The sequence below is a fragment of the Stenotrophomonas sp. S39 genome (genome assembly GCF_016624665.1).
Classification (GTDB): Bacteria; Pseudomonadota; Gammaproteobacteria; order Xanthomonadales; family Xanthomonadaceae; genus Stenotrophomonas.
Genome location: NZ_JACVTT010000020.1, coordinates 1 through 16,111, shown reverse-complemented (window position 1 = coordinate 16,111; position 16,111 = coordinate 1). Strand labels below are relative to the sequence as shown.

General features: G+C 68.0%; 13 protein-coding genes and 1 riboswitch. Of the genes, 8 read left to right on the top strand and 5 right to left on the bottom strand.

The genetic code is table 11. The features are described 5' to 3' along the window. Positions 1–3: 3 nt before the first annotated feature. Together IAE41_RS07555 and IAE41_RS07550 are read right to left on the bottom strand one after the other, a co-directional pair. Entirely contained in the window at positions 4–960 is a 957-nt protein-coding gene (locus IAE41_RS07555; protein ID WP_200732648.1) for a L,D-transpeptidase family protein, read from the bottom strand. A gap of 94 nt (positions 961–1,054) precedes the next feature. After that, complete coding sequence (locus IAE41_RS07550) at positions 1,055–1,459, bottom strand: hypothetical protein (RefSeq protein WP_200732647.1); 405 nt, start codon at positions 1,457–1,459, stop codon at positions 1,055–1,057. Between the two features lie 79 nt (positions 1,460–1,538). Between IAE41_RS07550 and IAE41_RS07545 the strand changes: the two genes are divergently transcribed. Continuing rightward, the gene (locus tag IAE41_RS07545) at positions 1,539–1,904 is read left to right on the top strand and encodes a MerR family transcriptional regulator (RefSeq protein WP_108758029.1); all 366 of its coding nucleotides are present in this window, start codon (positions 1,539–1,541) and stop codon (positions 1,902–1,904) included. A 99-nt stretch (positions 1,905–2,003) separates the two neighbouring features. Further along, positions 2,004–4,130 carry a methyl-accepting chemotaxis protein gene (locus tag IAE41_RS07540; RefSeq protein ID WP_200732646.1) on the top strand — a complete coding sequence of 709 codons (2,127 nt, stop codon included), beginning with the start codon at positions 2,004–2,006 and terminating at the stop codon, positions 4,128–4,130. 189 nt (positions 4,131–4,319) lie between these two features. On the opposite strand, the gene IAE41_RS07535 is transcribed toward IAE41_RS07540, so the two are convergent. Then, positions 4,320–4,796 carry a hypothetical protein gene (locus IAE41_RS07535; protein ID WP_200732645.1) on the bottom strand — a complete coding sequence of 159 codons (477 nt, stop codon included), beginning with the start codon at positions 4,794–4,796 and terminating at the stop codon, positions 4,320–4,322. A 23-nt stretch (positions 4,797–4,819) separates the two neighbouring features. Continuing rightward, positions 4,820–6,919, bottom strand: coding sequence for a catalase (locus tag IAE41_RS07530; protein ID WP_200732644.1), 2,100 nt, complete (start codon positions 6,917–6,919; stop codon positions 4,820–4,822). Positions 6,920–7,035: 116 nt separating this feature from the next. Between IAE41_RS07530 and IAE41_RS07525 the strand changes: the two genes are divergently transcribed. The 3 genes from IAE41_RS07525 (at position 7,036) to IAE41_RS07515 (ending at position 9,895) form a co-directional block, all read left to right on the top strand. Further along, positions 7,036–7,758 carry an AraC family transcriptional regulator gene (locus IAE41_RS07525; protein WP_200732643.1) on the top strand — a complete coding sequence of 241 codons (723 nt, stop codon included), beginning with the start codon at positions 7,036–7,038 and terminating at the stop codon, positions 7,756–7,758. 81 nt (positions 7,759–7,839) lie between these two features. After that, on the top strand, positions 7,840–9,201 hold the full coding sequence (locus IAE41_RS07520; protein WP_200732642.1) for an amino acid permease: 1,362 nt from the start codon (positions 7,840–7,842) through the stop codon (positions 9,199–9,201). A 283-nt stretch (positions 9,202–9,484) separates the two neighbouring features. Beyond that, complete coding sequence (locus IAE41_RS07515; protein WP_079222771.1) at positions 9,485–9,895, top strand: VOC family protein; 411 nt, start codon at positions 9,485–9,487, stop codon at positions 9,893–9,895. 58 nt (positions 9,896–9,953) lie between these two features. Here IAE41_RS07515 and gcvP read toward each other — a convergent pair whose 3' ends face one another. Further along, complete coding sequence (gene gcvP, locus IAE41_RS07510; RefSeq protein ID WP_108747172.1) at positions 9,954–12,821, bottom strand: aminomethyl-transferring glycine dehydrogenase; 2,868 nt, start codon at positions 12,819–12,821, stop codon at positions 9,954–9,956. 55 nt (positions 12,822–12,876) lie between these two features. Further along, a riboswitch (glycine riboswitch) is annotated at positions 12,877–12,979 on the bottom strand. A 308-nt stretch (positions 12,980–13,287) separates the two neighbouring features. Here gcvP and IAE41_RS07505 point away from each other — a divergent pair. The 3 genes from IAE41_RS07505 (at position 13,288) to IAE41_RS07495 (ending at position 16,034) form a co-directional block, all read left to right on the top strand. Then, positions 13,288–14,514, top strand: a complete 1,227-nt coding sequence (locus tag IAE41_RS07505; RefSeq protein ID WP_200732641.1) for a multidrug effflux MFS transporter — start codon at positions 13,288–13,290, stop codon at positions 14,512–14,514. 140 nt (positions 14,515–14,654) lie between these two features. Then, positions 14,655–15,548 (top strand): siderophore-interacting protein, encoded by an 894-nt coding sequence (locus IAE41_RS07500; protein ID WP_200732640.1) that lies wholly within the window; start codon positions 14,655–14,657, stop codon positions 15,546–15,548. A gap of 81 nt (positions 15,549–15,629) precedes the next feature. Beyond that, on the top strand, positions 15,630–16,034 hold the full coding sequence (locus IAE41_RS07495; RefSeq protein ID WP_200732639.1) for a hypothetical protein: 405 nt from the start codon (positions 15,630–15,632) through the stop codon (positions 16,032–16,034). The last annotated feature ends 77 nt before the right edge of the window (positions 16,035–16,111 follow it).

Below are 16,111 nucleotides of genomic sequence, written 5' to 3'. Positions count from 1 at the left end.
GGCTTACTCCTGCATCACCACGGGTACCGAGGTATCCAGCGCATCGGCCACGCGCACCGCATCCCAGTTGGTCATGCGCACGCACCCATGCGATTCGGTCTTGCCCACATGGCCGGGCTCGGGCGTGCCGTGCAGGCCGTAATGCGGCTTGGACAGGTCAATCCAGACGCGCCCGACCGGGTTGTTCGGGCCCGGCGGCAGCGTCGCCTTCTTCTCGCCCTTGCGCGCATCCCAGAACAGCTTCGGGTTGTAGTGGAACGGCGGGTCGCGGTACACGCCGAGGATCTTCCATTCACCGATCGGCAGCGGATCGTGCTGGCTGCCCGAGGACACCGGCACCTGCGCGATGACCTTGCCCGCCGCATCGAGCAGCTGCAGGGTGGAATCGGATTTGTCGACCACCACCTTGGCCGCCTTCGGCAACGGTGCCGGGGCGATGTTGGGTACCTGGATGCGGCTGCCGGCCTTGCCCAGGTCGACGCCGGGGTTGAGGGCCTTCAGCAGCTCGGGCGAGGCATGGAAGCGCTCGCCCAGCGACTCTTCCACGCTGCCGTAGCCCAGTGCTTTCAGCTTGGCCTGTGCGGCCGGTCCCTTCGGCACCGGCTGGAACGGACCGGCGACGTCCTCGGGGGTCAGCGTGTAACTGGCCAGCGGCGCGTTGGCATCGGCCTGCAGTGCGTTCCAGGTCGCATCGTCCAGCTCGCCGGTGACGGTCAGCCCGTGTGCGGCCTGGAAGCCGGACACCGCGCGACGCTGGTTGCTGCCCACCTCGCCATCGATCTGGCCGGGCGAGAAATTGGCGCGGTCCAGCAGTACCTGTGCGTGCAGCGGCGAGCGTGCGGCGATGTCCGGTCCTGCACGCTCGGCAATGGGCGCAGGTAGGTTGGCCGGCGGGGCCTGCGCGAATGCAGGGGAAACCAGCAGCGACAGCGCAAGCACGGCAACACGGGGTGAACGCATGGGAAGCTCCTGCAGAACGTGCCCCCACCATGCCTGCACCCCGCGACCAGCCCGCGTGAAAACACGGGCGTGTTGCTGAGCCGCAGATGAGCGCTCAACGCACGGGTGGGTCCTGGAGGCGCCAGCTCTGCAGCACGCCGAAGACGATCTCGGCGACGGTGAACAGCAGCAGGATCGCACTGGCACCGTGCAGCACCGCATACACCTGCCACAGCGCGAACAGCCCGCGTGCGGCGGCATCGAGCCGGCCCAGCAGCACGCTGGGGGCAAGCACGCGGGCCAGCGACCACATCACCACCACCGAGCCGAGCAGGTTGGCCAGCAGCATGTGCAGCGGGTCCAGCGCCGGTACCTGGCCCGGCAGCTGCCAGGCATCGGCCAGCGCAGCCATCGCCGCGTGCAGCGGGGCGAAGGTCCAGGGCAGGGCGAAGGGCAGGGTGACCAGCAGGTCGTAGAAAGCACTGGCGCGGACGATGCGGAGATAGCGGGAGGTGAGCATGGACGCCTTCAACAGGAGAAAGAGGGCGTACTGTCAGGGCTGAAGTAAACTTCAGGGTCAAGCGTTTTCTGGAGCCCCCATGCAGATTGGAGAACTGGCCCAGGCCTGCGGCCTCTCGCGCGAAGCCCTGCGTTTCTACGAGAAGCAGGGCCTGATCGGCGCACGGCGCCTGGCCAATGGCTACCGCGATTACCCGGATGAAACCGCGATGCTGGTGCACTACATCCGCACGGCCCAGCAGCTCGGTTTCACCCTGGCCGAGATCGGCCAGCGCCTGCCCAGGCTGTGGGAACAGGCCGATGCCGGCCCGCTGCTGGCGGCCGCCCTGCAGGAAAAACTGGCCGACATCGACGCCCGCATCGCCGCGCTCAGCGCCCTGCGCCAGGACCTGGCCACCCGCCTGGCCAGCGCCTGTCCGCTGCAACCGCAACAGGCATCCGGCTGAACGGCCAACGTGAACGCCCACCGAAGCGTTCACGGTTGCACGGTCAAGGCGAGCGGGCGGCGCGCCGATAAGGGCACATCCCCCCGTTTGGATACCCCCATGAACTACTTGAGGAACGTCAGGGTTGCCTGGCGCCTTGGCCTTGGCTTTGGCCTGTTGCTGCTGCTGGTGGCTGCCGTGGTTGCCACCGGCGCCACCGCCACCGCCGTGCAGAAGCGCGCGATGCAGCAGGTGGTCGACGTCAGCGTGGCCAAGGTGCGGCTGCTGTCGGAGATGCTCGATGCCAACAACCAGATGATGGTCGTGCGCCGCGAGATGCTGATCCGCCAGGGTGATGCTCGCGACGCCGACGAGAAGCGCATCGCCGACCTGGTCAAGCGCTACGAGGCCAGCTGGACCGCCTACCAGGCGCTGCCCGGCGATGCCGAGGGCAAGGCCATGGGCGAGGCCATCGCGGCCAAGCGTGCCATTGCGCGCCCGCTCAACAAGCAGACCAGCGAACTGATGGAACAGGGGGATTTCCCCGGCGCGGTCGCGCTGACCCTGGGCCCGGTGCAGGAAGCGGCCAACGGCTGGAACAAGGCGCTGGCTGATGGCGTGGCCTTCGAGGAAAAAGAGAGCCGCGAGGCGGCGGCCGAAGCGATCCGCCTCGGCGAGCGAAGCCTGCTGCAGCTGCTGGTGCTGGGCGGCGTGGCGCTGCTGGTCGGCATCGCCGCTTCGGTGATGATCGGGCGCAGCATGACCGGCCCGCTGGCGCGCGCGGTGCAGCTGGCGCAGCAGCTTTCGAAGGGCGAGCTGGACCAGTCCTTCCACCTGGGTGGCCGCGATGAACTGACCCAGCTGGGCGAGGCCATGGGCAGCGTGCGGCAGAGCGTGCAGGCCGCCATCGGCGCGCAGCTGCAGATGGCCGAACAGCACGAGGCCGGTGCCATCGGCTACCGCATGGATGCCCGCGCCTTCCCCGGCGATTTCGGCCGCATGGTGCAGGCCACCAACAGCCTGGTGGAATCGCATGTGCAGGTGGAACTGCTGATGGCTGAAGTCATGCAGCGCTACGCGATCGGTGACCTCAGCCGCGATCTGCCGCAGTACCCGGGTGAGAAGGGCGCGTTCACCCGCACCCTGGCCGCCGTGAAGCAGAGCCTGATGGCGATCAGCGCGCAGATCGACACGCTGGCCCGGGCCGCCGGTGCGGGCGATTTCAGCGTGCGCGGCGATGCCGAGGCGTTCCAGTTCCAGTACCGCGCGATGGTCGAACACCTCAACGCCATGATGGCCAGCTCGCAGGCCAGCATCGCCGACGTGTCCGACGTGCTGCGCGCGATTTCGCACGGCAACCTGACCGCGCGCATGGACGGTGAGTACGAAGGTGTCTTCGCCCGCATGCGCGACGATGCCAACACCACCACCACGCAGTTGACCGGCATCGTCCGTGGCATCCAGGTGGCGGCCGACAGCATCAACAATGCAGCGCAGGAACTGGCCGCGGGCAACAGTGATCTCTCGCGCCGTACCGAACAGCAGGCGGCGAACCTGGAAGAGGCTGCTGCATCGATGGAGGAACTGACCTCCACCGTGCGCCAGAACGCCGAGCTGGCCCGCCAGGCGGACAGCGAAGCCCACGCGGCCGGTGCTGCCGTGCGCGAAACCGAACAGGCCATGGCGCAGATGGCAACGGTGATGGGCGAGATCGACCAGTCCTCGGCGCGTATCTCCGAGATCTCCACGGTGATCGACGGCATCGCGTTCCAGACCAACATCCTGGCGCTGAACGCCGCCGTCGAAGCGGCACGTGCCGGTGAGCAGGGCCGTGGCTTCGCCGTGGTCGCCAGTGAAGTGCGCACCCTGGCGCAGCGCGCCGGCGTCGCCGCCAAGGAGATCAAGGAGCTGATCGAGGATGCCGCCGCCAAGGTGCAGAGCGGCCTGGCCGTAACCGTACAGTCCGAGGCGGCGATCGCTCGCCTGGCCCACGCCAGTTCGCGCACCAACCAGCTGATGAGCGACATCGCTGCGGCCAGCAAGGAACAGGCCGCGGGTATCGAACAGGTCAACCAGGTGGTGGTGCAGATGGACCAGGTGACCCAGCAGAACGCGGCGCTGGTGGAGGAAGCCACCGCGGCCAGCCGCGCGCTGGAAGAGCAGGCCAACGCACTGACCACCTCGGTGTCGGTGTTCCAGATCGAGCAGGGCGGTGCAGCCCGTGCCGTGGTGGCGCGCGCGGCCTGACCGCTGCACCAGTAGAGTCGAGCAAGCTCGACTCTACCGCGCGGCCCCCTTTTTCGGCGATGCTCGCTGGGGTGCTCGCTGGGGTGCTCGCTTGGAGCCGAGGGTGGAGGCATGGACAGCAACGAAACCGAAGGCGCGCAGATCCCGCACCTGGCATTGCAGGTGCGGGTGGGGCTGCCTGGGTGATTATCAAGCTCTGGCGCGCGTTCGGGCAGCCTTTTTTGCTGCTGTCTTGCGTGCCGCCGTCTTCCGCGCACGGGTTGCCGCCGCCTTCTTGGCGGCGGCGCTGCGGGTTGCGGCGGTAGTTTTCTTCGCCGCGGCTTTCCTCGTCGCGGTTTTCTCTGTCGCCGTGGATGCGGGGGCTCTCTTTGCAGCCGACTTCTTCGCAGGCGATTTCGTCGTCGCCGACTTCTTCGCAGGCGCCTTACTCGCTGCTGACTTCTTTGTAGCAGTCTTCTTTGCAGCGGCTTTCTTCGCTGGCGCCTTCTTCGCCGCCTTGCGCCCGCTGCCGCTGCGCTTGCCACCGCCATCCTGCTTGTTGACGGTGGCCCACGCGATGCGTTCGGCCGTACTCTCACTGGCGCCGCGCGCGCGTTCGCTTTCCTCGATGTGCTCGGCTTGGCGCTTCTGCTTGTCGGTGTAGGCAGATTTCTCACCACGGGGCATGTCGCTTCTCCTGTAGGGAACGATCAGGCCAGCAGGCGCAGCTTGGGTTCGCGTGCCCACTGACGGGTGGCCGCGGCAGCGAGGAAGCCCTTGGCGTCCTCGGCTTCCACGGTGCCGGCATCGTTGCCCACGCGGGCGGCCTTCAACAGCGCCTGGCCACCGGCATCGCTGGCAATGGCCTTCAGGTGTGCCCACGCATGGCTGACGAATTCGACGGCAGCGGCTTCCTTGGCCAGCGCCTTGGCCCCGTCCGCACTGAGCACCAAGGCCACGGCATCGAACACCGCCGAGGGCGTGCCCGCCAGCTGGCCATCGGCGGCCTGGCGCTTGCCGTCGCTGAGCGTGGCGCCACCCACTTTCGGCGCCACCAGTTTCACTTCGGCACCGGCCTTCTGCGCGGCCTTGCGCAGGCTGGCGATCAGCCCCGCATCAGAGCCTTCATCGAACAGGATGCCGATGCAGCGCCCCTGCAGCGTGTCTTTCGTGCGGCCGATGATGCGTACCTCGGGAACGGCGGGCATGTCCTGTGCGGGCGTTGCGGTCGGCGCTGCATCGGGCAGGTCGGCCAGGGCCAGCCCATCGGCCACGCGCGTGGCCAGTGACTCGTCGATGTTGCGCAGGTGGCTGACGGTACGCACGCGTACCTTCAGTGTTTCCACCTTGGACAACTCAAACACCAGCGCCGAAGCGAGATGCGCCTGCTCCGGCTTTTCCAGGCTGCGGAAGAACGCGCGCGCCTGGCTGTAGTGGTCGGCGAAGCTCGCCGCACGCGTGCGGCCCTTGCGGCCATCATCGGCGGTTGCATGGCTGCGGAACCCGGCAGCGGTTTCGCGCGGGCTGTCGTCCTCCAGCGAGCTGGGGTCATAGGCCACGCGGCCCTTCGGCACCTGCATCTGCATGTGCCCATCGCGCTGGTGGTTGGCGAACGGGCACTTCGGCGCATTGACCGGAATCTGGTGGAAGTTCGGCCCGCCCAGGCGGATCAGCTGCGTGTCCAGGTAGGAGAACAGGCGGCCCTGCAGCAGCGGATCGTTGCTGAAATCGATGCCGGGCGGCACGTTGGCCGGGCAGAACGCCACCTGCTCGGTTTCGGCGAAGAAATTGTCCGGCCAGCGGTCCAGCACCATGCGCCCGATCACCTTCAGCGGCACCAGCGATTCGGGAATGATCTTGGTCGGGTCGAGGTGGTCGAACGGGAACGCCTCAGCCTCTTCTTCGGTGAACAGCTGCACCGCCAGTTCCCATTCGGGGAAGTCGCCGCGCTGGATCGCCTCGAACAGGTCGCGGCGATGGAAATCGTTGTCGGCGGCCTGCAGTTTCAGCGCTTCGTCCCACACGGTGGACTGGATGCCCAGCTTCGGCCGCCAGTGGAACTTGACGAACGTGGAGTCGCCGTTCTCGTTCAACAGGCGGAAGCTGTGCACGCCGAAGCCCTCGATCATGCGCAGCGAACGCGGGATGCCACGGTCGCTCATCGCCCACATGATCATGTGCATCGATTCGGGCATCAGCGAGATGAAATCCCAGAACGTGTCATGCGCGCTGGCGGCCTGCGGGAATGCGCGGTCCGGCTCCATCTTCACCGCATGCACGAGGTCGGGAAACTTCATCGCATCCTGGATGAAGAACACCGGGATGTTGTTGCCGACCAGGTCCCAGTTGCCTTCCGGCGTGTAGAACTTGACCGCGAAGCCGCGAACGTCGCGCGGGGTGTCGACCGAACCGGCACCGCCGGCCACGGTGGAGAAGCGGGTGAACACCGGCGTCTTCGTGCCCACTTCGGTGAGCACGCGGGCGCGGGTGTACTTCGCCAGCGAACGGGTCAGTTCGAAATACCCATGGGCGGCGCTGCCGCGCGCATGCACGATGCGTTCGGGAATGCGCTCGTGGTCGAAGTGGGTGATCTTCTCGCGGAGGATGAAGTCCTCCAGCAGGGTGGGGCCGCGCGGGCCCTCGCGCAGCGAGTTCTGGTTGTCGGACACCGGAATGCCCTGTGCGGTGGTCATCGCCGGATGCGTGCCGCCGGCTTGCAGGTGCAGTTCGTCACCGTCGCCGCGCTGCTGGGCCTGGGACGTCTGGGACGGGGCGGGTGCGCGCTTGCCGGTCGGCTTGCTGGCGGCCATCGGGGGGTTCTCCGGGATACGAGGGGTCAAGCCATGACAGTCGCCCCCGGGCCGTTAACCCACGGTCCGCCGCGGGTGAACGTACAGGCAAAAGCAGGCTCGGGTATGCTTGCTGCATGCGAGTCGAGCCCACCGACATCGAAGCCCTGTTCGACGCCATTCCGGACGTGCTGTTCTTCATGAAGGACCGCCAGGGCCGCTACACCCACGTCAACCAGACCATGCTGCGGCGGCTGGGCCTGCGTGCGCGCAAGGATGTCATCGGCCGCACCGCTGCCGAGATCTACCCGACCGGCCTGAGCGCGGATTACGTGGACCAGGACGCACGCGTGCTGTCCGGTGAAGTGATCGAGAACCTGATGGAGCTGCACCTGTTCGCCAACCGCGAACCGGGCTGGTGCCTGACCTGCAAGCGGCCGCTGCTGGTGGATGGCAGCATCGAGGGGCTGATCGGCATCTCCCGCGACCTGGGCCAGAAGGACAGCCTGGGCACCCAGTACGAGCAGCTGCGCCTGGCCCTGGCCCACCTCAACGCGCACTACGCCGAGAACGTGCGCATGCAGACCCTGTTGGACATCACCGGTTTCTCGCTGTCCAAGCTGGAGCGCAGCTTCCGCAAGGTGTTCCAGATGACCCCGCAGCAGGTGCTGACCCGGCTGCGCATCCAGATGGCCATGCACCTGCTGCACGGTGACGACAGCATCGCCTGCATCGGCCAGGCCTGCGGTTTCAGCGACCAGAGTGCGTTCACCCGCAAATTCAAGGCTGAAACCGGTTTCTCGCCGCGTGCCTATCGGGCCCGTATCGGGGGGAGTGTCGGCGAGGCCCTGCTGTCCTGAGCGGTCTGCTGCACTGTGCCTATCCCCGTGGGTGGGGGACAATGTAAGGTGACGCCCCTGTAGCCGCCGCCAGTCCCGCCGATGTCCGCCAGCCCCGTTACGCCTTCCCGCCTTGGCCATTCGCTCAAGCCGCGCCAGTTGATCATGATGGGCCTGGGCAGCGCGATCGGCGCCGGCCTGTTCCTCGGTTCCGGCGTGGGCGTGCAGGCGGCCGGCCCGGCCGTGCTGGTGTCCTACCTGGTGGCCGGCGCGCTGGTGATCATCGTGATGAATGCCCTGGGCGAAATGGCCGCGGCCAAGCCGACCAGTGGCGCGTTCTCGGTGTATGCGGCCGATGCCATGGGCGCCACCGCCGGTGCCACCGTGGGCTGGTTGTGGTGGGTGCAGCTGGTCATCGTCATCGCCGCCGAGGCGGTGGGTGCGGCCGGCCTGCTGGCCACGGTCTGGCCGGTGATACCGGTCCCGATGGCGGCGCTGGCCTTCATGCTGTTCTTCACTGCGATCAACCTGCTCGGGGTGAAGAACTTCGGCGAGTTCGAATTCTGGTTCGCCATCCTCAAGGTGGCCGCCATCCTGGCCTTCATCGCCATCGGCATCGCCCTGCTGATGGGCTGGCTGCCGCAGGTGGCCTCGCCGGGGCTGAGCAACTTCACCCAGCACGGCGGCTTCGCGCCGAAGGGCCTGGCCGGCATCGGCGCGGCCCTGCTGGTGGTGGTGTTCGCCTTCGGCGGCACCGAGATCGTGGCAGTGGCCGCCGCCGAAACCGAAGACCCCGAGCGCAGCATCGCCCGTGCCATCCGCACCGTGGCCTGGCGCATCCTGGTGTTCTACATCGGCTCGCTCAGCGTGATCATCGCCGTGGTGCCGTGGACCAGCGAGTCGCTGAAGTCGCCGTTTGCCGCCGTGCTCGCGGTCGCCAACATTCCGGGCGCGGCCACGGCCATCACCCTGATCGCGGTGATCGCGCTGCTGTCGGCGCTCAATGCCAACCTCTACGGTGCCTCGCGCATGATGTATTCGCTGGCGCAGCGCCGCGAAGCCCCCGCCGTGCTGGGCTGGACCGACCCGCGCCAGGTGCCGGTCATCGCCGTGCTGGCCAGCGTGCTGTTCGGCTTCGCCGCCACCATCATGGAGCTGCTGTTCCCGGACAAGGTGCTGCCGGTGCTGCTCAACATCGTCGGCTCCACCTGCCTGCTGGTGTGGACGCTGTCGCTGGTCTCGCAGCTGGTGCTGCGCCGTCGTGCCGATCGCCTGGGCGCCCGCCTGCCGTTCCGCATGGCCGGCTTCCCGTGGCTGACGGTGTGCGCGCTGGGCATCCTGGCGCTGATCTTCGGCCTGCTGCTGAGCGAGGCGCATACGCGCCTGCAGTTCCTGTCGATGGTGGCGCTGACCGCGGCCATCGCCGCCGGCAGTGCCATTGCGCGGCGCATGCGCGAGGCGTAATTCTGTAGAGCCGACCCGACGGTCGGCTGCTGTTCGCGCGGCCGCCAGCCGAGCATGGGCTCGGCTCTACAGAAGGCATACATCCGCCGTGCCATCCTGATCGCGTGGGCCGTCACCGGTCCGTCGAACAGGAGTTGCTTTGCCTTTGTAGAGCCGACCCGACGGTCGGCTGCTGTTCGCGCGGCCGCCAGCCGAGCATGGGCTCGGCTCTACAGAAGGCATACATCCGCCGTGCCATCCTGATCGCGTGGGCCGTCACCGGTCCGTCGAACAGGAGTACCGCATGCTGCGCAGTCGCCCGTTCCTGATGTTCACCGGCCAGGCCGAGGCCGCCATGGCCCTGTACGCCGACGCCTTCGCCGATTTCCGCCTGCTGGCCCTGCAGCACCACCCCGAAGGTGCCGGCGCCGGCGTGCCCGGCCAGGTGCGCCAGGCCATCTTCCTGCTGGGTGGCACCCACTACCTGTGCTTCGACAGCCTGGACGTGCACGACTTTACGTTCAGTCCGTCGATCTCGCTGTTCGTCGAATGCGCCGGCAGCGAGCAGTTCGAGCGCGCGGCGCGGGTGCTGGGCGAGGGCGGGCACTGGCTGATGCCGGTGGGGGACTACGATTTCAGCAACCGCTACGGCTGGGTGCAGGACCGCTACGGCGTGTCGTGGCAGTTGAGCCTGGGGCAGATGCCGGACCCGTGAGGTACAACGAAAACGGCCCGCTTGCGCGGGCCGTTCCGTTTACCGATCCATCGGGAATTTACGCCTCGACTTCGTCGTCCTTGTAGGCATCGACCGGGATGCAGGCGCACATCACGTTCTTGTCGCCATACACGTTGTCGACGCGGGCCACCGGCGGCCAGTACTTCTGCAGCTTCAGGCTGGGCAGCGGGAAGGCCGCCAGCTCACGCGGGTAGGCGTGGGTCCACTCGCTGGCGGTCACCGCCGTCGCGGTATGCGGGGCGTTCTTCAGCGGGTTGTCCTCGCGGTCCAGGCGGCCGTCCTCGATCGCGCGGATTTCCTCGCGGATCTGGATCATCGCGTCGATGAAGCGGTCCAGCTCGTGCAGCGATTCGCTCTCGGTCGGCTCGACCATCAGCGTGCCGGCCACCGGGAAGCTCAGGGTCGGGGCATGGAAGCCGAAGTCGATCAGGCGCTTGGCCACGTCTTCGGCGCCGATGCCGCTGGTCTTCTCCAGCGGGCGCACGTCGAGGATGCACTCGTGCGCCACCAGGCCGTTGCGGCCGGTGTACAGGGTCTTGAAGTGCGGGGCCAGGCGCTTGGCGATGTAGTTGGCGTTGAGCTGGGCCACCTGGGTGGCCTTGCGCAGGCCTTCGCTGCCCATCATGGCGATGTACATCCAGCTGATCGGCAGGATCGAGGCGCTGCCGAAGCTGGCCGCGCTGACCATGCCGACCGGGCCGTTGTCACCCAGCTTGCCCGGCAGGAACGGGGCCAGGTGTTCCTTCACCGCGCACGGGCCGACGCCCGGGCCGCCGCCGCCGTGCGGGATGCAGAAGGTCTTGTGCAGGTTCAGGTGGGAAACGTCCGAACCCCACTTGCCCGGCTTGGCCACGCCGACCAGGGCGTTCATGTTGGCACCGTCGGTGTACACCTGGCCACCGTGCTGGTGGATGATCTCGCAGATCTCGACCACTTCTTCCTCGAACACGCCGTGCGTGGAGGGGTAGGTGATCATGATCGCGGCCAGGCGGCTGCTGTACTTCTCGGCGTTGATGCGGATGTCTTCGACATCGACATTGCCGTTGGCATCGGTCTTGGTCACCACGACCTTCATGCCGCACATCTGCGCCGAGGCGGGGTTGGTGCCGTGCGCCGAATCCGGAATCAGGCAGATGTCGCGATGATCTTCGCCGCGCGAGCGGTGGTAGGCGCGGATCGCAAGCAGGCCGGCGTACTCGCCCTGCGCGCCGGAGTTCGGCTGCAGGCTGACCGCGTCGTAGCCGGTGCACTCCACCAGCATCGCTTCCAGCGAGTCGATCAGCTCCTTGTAGCCCAGCGCCTGGTCGGCCGGCACCAGCGGATGGATCTGCGAGAACTCCGGCCAGGTCACCGGGATCATCTCGGCGGTGGCGTTGAGCTTCATGGTGCACGAGCCCAGCGGGATCATCGTGCGGTCCATCGCCAGGTCCTTGTCGGCCAGCGAACGCAGGTAGCGCAGCAGTTCGTGCTCGCTGTGGTGGGTGTTGAACACCGGGTGGGTCAGGAATTCCGACTGGCGCAGCAGGGCCGCCGGCAGTGCGTCGGCGGTGCTGGCATCCAGTGCGTCAACGTCGGCCTGCGCACCGAACACGGCGGCCAGGGCGACGATGTCGGCGCGGGTCGCGGTCTCGTCCAGGCTGATGCCGACCGAGTCGCTGTCGATCGCGCGCAGGTTGTAACCGGCGGCGCGGGCCTTGGCGTGGACCTCATCGGCATGCACGCCGGTGATGTGCAGGGTGTCGAAGAAATCGCCACCCACCTGCACGCCGGCATTGCGCAGCGATGCGGCCAGGATCGAGGCCAGGCGGTGGGTACGACGGGCGATGCGGGCCAGGCCTTCCGGGCCGTGGTAGACGGCGTACATCGAGGCCATCACCGCCAGCAGCACCTGCGCGGTGCAGATGTTGGAGGTGGCCTTCTCGCGGCGGATGTGCTGCTCGCGGGTCTGCAGGGTCAGGCGGTAGGCCGGCTTGCCTTCGGCATCGATGGAGACACCGATCAGGCGGCCCGGCATCGAGCGCTTATAGGCATCACGGCAGGCCATGAACGCGGCGTGCGGGCCGCCGAAACCGAACGGCACGCCGAAACGCTGGCTGTTGCCGACCACGATGTCCGCGCCCCATTCGCCGGGGGCGGCCAGCAGGGTCAGGGCCAGCAGGTCGGTGGCCACGGCCACCAGGCCGCCGCGCGCGTGCACGGCATCCACCAGCGCCTTGTAGTCGCCCACCTGGCCGAAGGTGTCCGGGTACTGCAGCAGCAGGCCGAAGGCCTCCGCTTCCAGCGCTTCGGCCGGGGTGCCCACGCGCAGCACGATGCCCATGGGCTCGGCGCGGGTGCGCAGCAGTTCCAGCGTCTGCGGGTGCACGGCGTCGTGCACGAAGAAGGTGTCCGACTTCGACTTGGCCGAACGCTTGGCCAGGGTCATCGCTTCAGCGGCGGCGGTGGCTTCGTCCAGCAGCGAGGCGTTGGCGATTTCCATGCCGGTCAGGTCGGCGCACAGGGTCTGGAAGTTGATCAGCGCTTCCATGCGGCCCTGCGAGATTTCCGCCTGGTACGGGGTGTAGGCGGTGTACCAGGCCGGGTTTTCCAGGATGTTGCGCAGGATCACGTTCGGCGTGTGGGTACCGTAGTAGCCCTGGCCGATGAAGCTGCGCAGCACGGTGTTCTTGTCGGCAATGGCACGGATCTTGGCCAGCGCCTGCACTTCGGTCATCGATTCCGGCAGTGCCAGCGGCGCGGGCGACTTGATCCTGGCCGGCACGATGGCATCGGTCATCGCATCCAGCGTGGCGTGGCCGAGGACATCGAGCATCTGCGCGACCTCGGCATCGTTGGGGCCGATGTGGCGCTCGACGAACGCGGAATGATGCTCAAGCTCACGCAGGGAGGGGGTGTTCTGGGACATGGCGAAGGATCCGTCAGGAAAGGGCACACGCACGGGCACAAGCCGCCGGCTGGCGGGGCGCCCCTCTGTCCTTTTGCCTGAGAGTTTAAAAGCGCGGCTGGCCGCAGCTTCGTGCCCCTTCGGCGCCGGATCGAACCGGTCTCTCCAGAGTTCTGTTACGGGTGGTATCGGGCCTGAGCGATTACGGGCGTTGCGCCTTCGGCAGCGGTGTTCCGCTTCTCCCACCATGTTGCCCGTCGATTATAGCGGGTTGCCGCCGCTGAACACGGGTCCGGAACCGGGGCAGGGCGCCTGCGCGCCTGAATGGCCGATGGCCCGGCCATGCGTTTCGTGCAGTGGTCGATGGCATCGGCCGCAATCCGGGCCTATCATGGCCGGACTCTCGTATTCATCTGGCGCCGTCCCTGCTGCAGGGGATCGGCGCCCGCCGTGCGTGCCGCGCATGGCCCTGCCGGACGCTTTGCCGATGACCCCCGCTGTTGCCCCTTCCACCCGACGCATGGCCCTGCTGCTTGCCGGCCTGGCCATGTTCGGCCCGTTCTCGATCGACACCATCTTCCCGGCCTTCCCGCAGCTGGCCCAGCGCCTGGCGGTGGATGAGGTGGCGGTGCAGCAGACCATCAGCGTCTACCTGCTGTTCTACGCGTTGATGAGCCTGGCGCACGGGCCGCTGTCCGATGCCTGGGGCCGCAAGCGGGTGATCCTCGGCGGCCTGGTGGTGTTCATCGGCGCCTCGGTCGGCTGCGCGCTGTCCACCGACCTGAGCACCCTGCTGGTGTTCCGCGCGCTGCAGGGCCTGTCGGCCGGCGTGGGCATGATCGTCGGCCGCGCGGTCATCCGCGATCTGTACCACGGCCACGATGCGCAGCGGCTGATGAGCCAGGTATCGATGCTGTTCGGCATCGCCCCGGCCATCGCGCCCATCATCGGCGGCTGGATCCTGCTCAGTGGCGCCGGCTGGCCGCTGATCTTCTGGTTCCTGGTGGCGTTCTCGCTGCTGCTGCTGGTGTGCACCGCCCGCTTCATGCCGGAGACCCACCCGGTGGAGGCACGCGTGCCGTTGTCGCCGCGCGTGCTGATGCGCGACTACGTACGCATCGGCTTCAACCCGCGCTTCCTGCGCCTGGCCCTGGCTGGCAGCGTCGGTTTCGGTGGCATCTTCCTGTACATCGCCTCGGCGCCGGTGTTCGTCATGCAGCACCTGCACCTGGGCGAAGGTGGTTTCGCCTGGTTGTTCATCCCCACCATCGGCGGCATGACCACCGGTTCGTTCCTGTCCGGGCGCATGGCCGGGCGCACCACGCCCACCCGCCAGGTCGCCATCGGTTTCACCCTGTGCGCGGTGTCGGTGCTGCTCAACGTCGGCTACGTGTCCCTGGCACCGCAGTTCGTGCTGCCGTGGGCGGTGCTGCCGATCTTCCTGGGCGGCATGGGCATGGCGCTGATCTTCCCGATCCTGGCGCTGGCGGTGCTGGACATGTACCCGCACCAGCGCGGCCTGGCCTCCTCGCTGCAGGCGTTCATCCAGCTGATGATCAGCACCGTGGTGGCCGGCGTGGTGTCGCCGCTGCTGAGTGGCAGCCCGCTGCACCTGGCCCTGGGACAGGCCGCCTTCTTCGCGGGCGGCTTCGTGTTCTGGTACTGGGAACACCGCCGTGAGCGCGCAGTGCAGGCAGTGGCCACCGGCCTTTGAGCACCGCGCAGGGGCAGGGCGGCGCAAGCGTCCCCCGGCCCCTTGCGGCGCTGCAGCGGCGGGCTAGGCTGGGTGTTCCAGCCAGCCACTGCACGGGTGCATGACGGCCAGCCGATCCGAAGCCGTCGCGAGGTACCCCCATGGCTGCGCAGCAGACCTACCGCCTGTTCGAGGTGGCGCTGAAGGAGCGCCGCGTCCTTTCCCCCTCCCTGCACCGCCTGGTGTTCACCGGCGCCGACGTGGCGCGGATGAAGACCGAGGGCCCGGACCAGCGGATCAAGGTGTGTTTCCCCTTGCCCGGCCAGGACGCCCCGGACGTGCCCAGCGGCGAGGACTGGTACGCCCGCTACCGCGCCCTGGCCGACGACCAGCGCCCGCCGATGCGCACCTACACCCTTCGCCAGCTGCGCGCCGCGCAGGGTGAGGTCGACGTGGATTTCGTCCTGCATGGTGAAACCGGGCCGGCCTCGCGCTGGGCCACGCATGCCCGGCCCGGCGACCGTGTGGTGCTGCTGGCCCCGGATGCCGATTGCGCCGAAAGCAGCGAAGGCTGGGAATGGAAGCCGCCGGCCGGGGTCGGCCAGGTGCTGCTGGTGGCTGACGAGACGGCGCTGCCGGCGGTGGCCGGCATCCTCGAGGAACTGGCCGCGCAGGTAGATCCGCCGCGCGTGCTGGCCCTGCTGGAAGTGGCGGGCGAGGGCGGTGCCATCGCCTTGAAGGCGCCGCCCACTGCCGAACTGATGTGGCTGCCGCGCGGCCAGGCCGCTTACGGCCAGGCGCTTGTGGAGGCCGTGCAGGCACGGTTGGCCGCCTCGTCGGCGGTTGCCGGGGAAGCGCTGGACGAGATCGACGTGGACGCACAGATCCTGTGGGAGCAGTCCGACGCGGGCGTGGCCGGGCCGTTCTACGCCTGGGTGGCCGGCGAGGCCGGGGCCGTGATGGCGATCCGCCGCCACCTGGTCCGCGACTGCGGGCTGGACCGCCGTGCGCTGACGTTCATGGGTTACTGGCGGCAGGGCAGGGTGCTGGACTGAGCGTACGCGGCCGCCGCCCGTGAAGCGGCGTCATGGCCGGGGTGCGTTATCCTTGCGCCCCCTCGTCGCGGTACCGCCCCCATGTCCACCACCTCCAAGACCCGTCGCGACCAGCGCCGCCGCCAGGAAGAAAAGGCTGCCAACAAGGCCGCTGCCCAGGCCTCGCCGGTGGGCTCGCCTGTCGAGCCGCATGCCGAACTGCGCGATGCGCAGCGCACGCTGCTGGCTGGCGTCGTGCGCCGCGATGGCGAATGGGTGCTGGGCATGGATGGCCGCATCGCCGGCCACAGCGAGAGTGCCGCGCAGGTGCTCGCGCTGATCATGCAGGCCGGTGAACTGCACGAGCGCAAGGGCACGCCGGTACGCCTGGTGTATTCCGATGCGCTGCGCGATGCCGCGCAGGCCGAGGCCAAGGAGAAGGGCCAGACCTTCGAGGAATACAAGGCCGAGCTGGCCGCGGCAATGGCGGCGAAAAAGAACAACTGACCTGCAGTTGCGGTAGTGCCGGCCGCTGGCCGGCAACCCAAACGTCAAAAGCTGGCTTTCCGTGGGGGGGCGGGGTG

Bases quoted from the DNA above. Each gene is read 5' to 3' on its own strand.
- IAE41_RS07555 (WP_200732648.1), bottom strand. From the start codon at position 960: ATGCGTTCACCCCGTGTTGCCGTGCTTGCGCTGTCGCTGCTGGTTTCC.
- IAE41_RS07550 (WP_200732647.1), bottom strand. From the start codon at position 1,459: ATGCTCACCTCCCGCTATCTCCGCATCGTCCGCGCCAGTGCTTTCTAC.
- IAE41_RS07545 (WP_108758029.1), top strand. From the start codon at position 1,539: ATGCAGATTGGAGAACTGGCCCAGGCCTGCGGCCTCTCGCGCGAAGCC.
- IAE41_RS07540 (WP_200732646.1), top strand. From the start codon at position 2,004: ATGAACTACTTGAGGAACGTCAGGGTTGCCTGGCGCCTTGGCCTTGGC.
- IAE41_RS07535 (WP_200732645.1), bottom strand. From the start codon at position 4,796: ATGCCCCGTGGTGAGAAATCTGCCTACACCGACAAGCAGAAGCGCCAA.
- IAE41_RS07530 (WP_200732644.1), bottom strand. From the start codon at position 6,919: ATGGCCGCCAGCAAGCCGACCGGCAAGCGCGCACCCGCCCCGTCCCAG.
- IAE41_RS07525 (WP_200732643.1), top strand. From the start codon at position 7,036: ATGCGAGTCGAGCCCACCGACATCGAAGCCCTGTTCGACGCCATTCCG.
- IAE41_RS07520 (WP_200732642.1), top strand. From the start codon at position 7,840: ATGTCCGCCAGCCCCGTTACGCCTTCCCGCCTTGGCCATTCGCTCAAG.
- IAE41_RS07515 (WP_079222771.1), top strand. From the start codon at position 9,485: ATGCTGCGCAGTCGCCCGTTCCTGATGTTCACCGGCCAGGCCGAGGCC.
- gcvP (WP_108747172.1), bottom strand. From the start codon at position 12,821: ATGTCCCAGAACACCCCCTCCCTGCGTGAGCTTGAGCATCATTCCGCG.
- IAE41_RS07505 (WP_200732641.1), top strand. From the start codon at position 13,288: ATGACCCCCGCTGTTGCCCCTTCCACCCGACGCATGGCCCTGCTGCTT.
- IAE41_RS07500 (WP_200732640.1), top strand. From the start codon at position 14,655: ATGGCTGCGCAGCAGACCTACCGCCTGTTCGAGGTGGCGCTGAAGGAG.
- IAE41_RS07495 (WP_200732639.1), top strand. From the start codon at position 15,630: ATGTCCACCACCTCCAAGACCCGTCGCGACCAGCGCCGCCGCCAGGAA.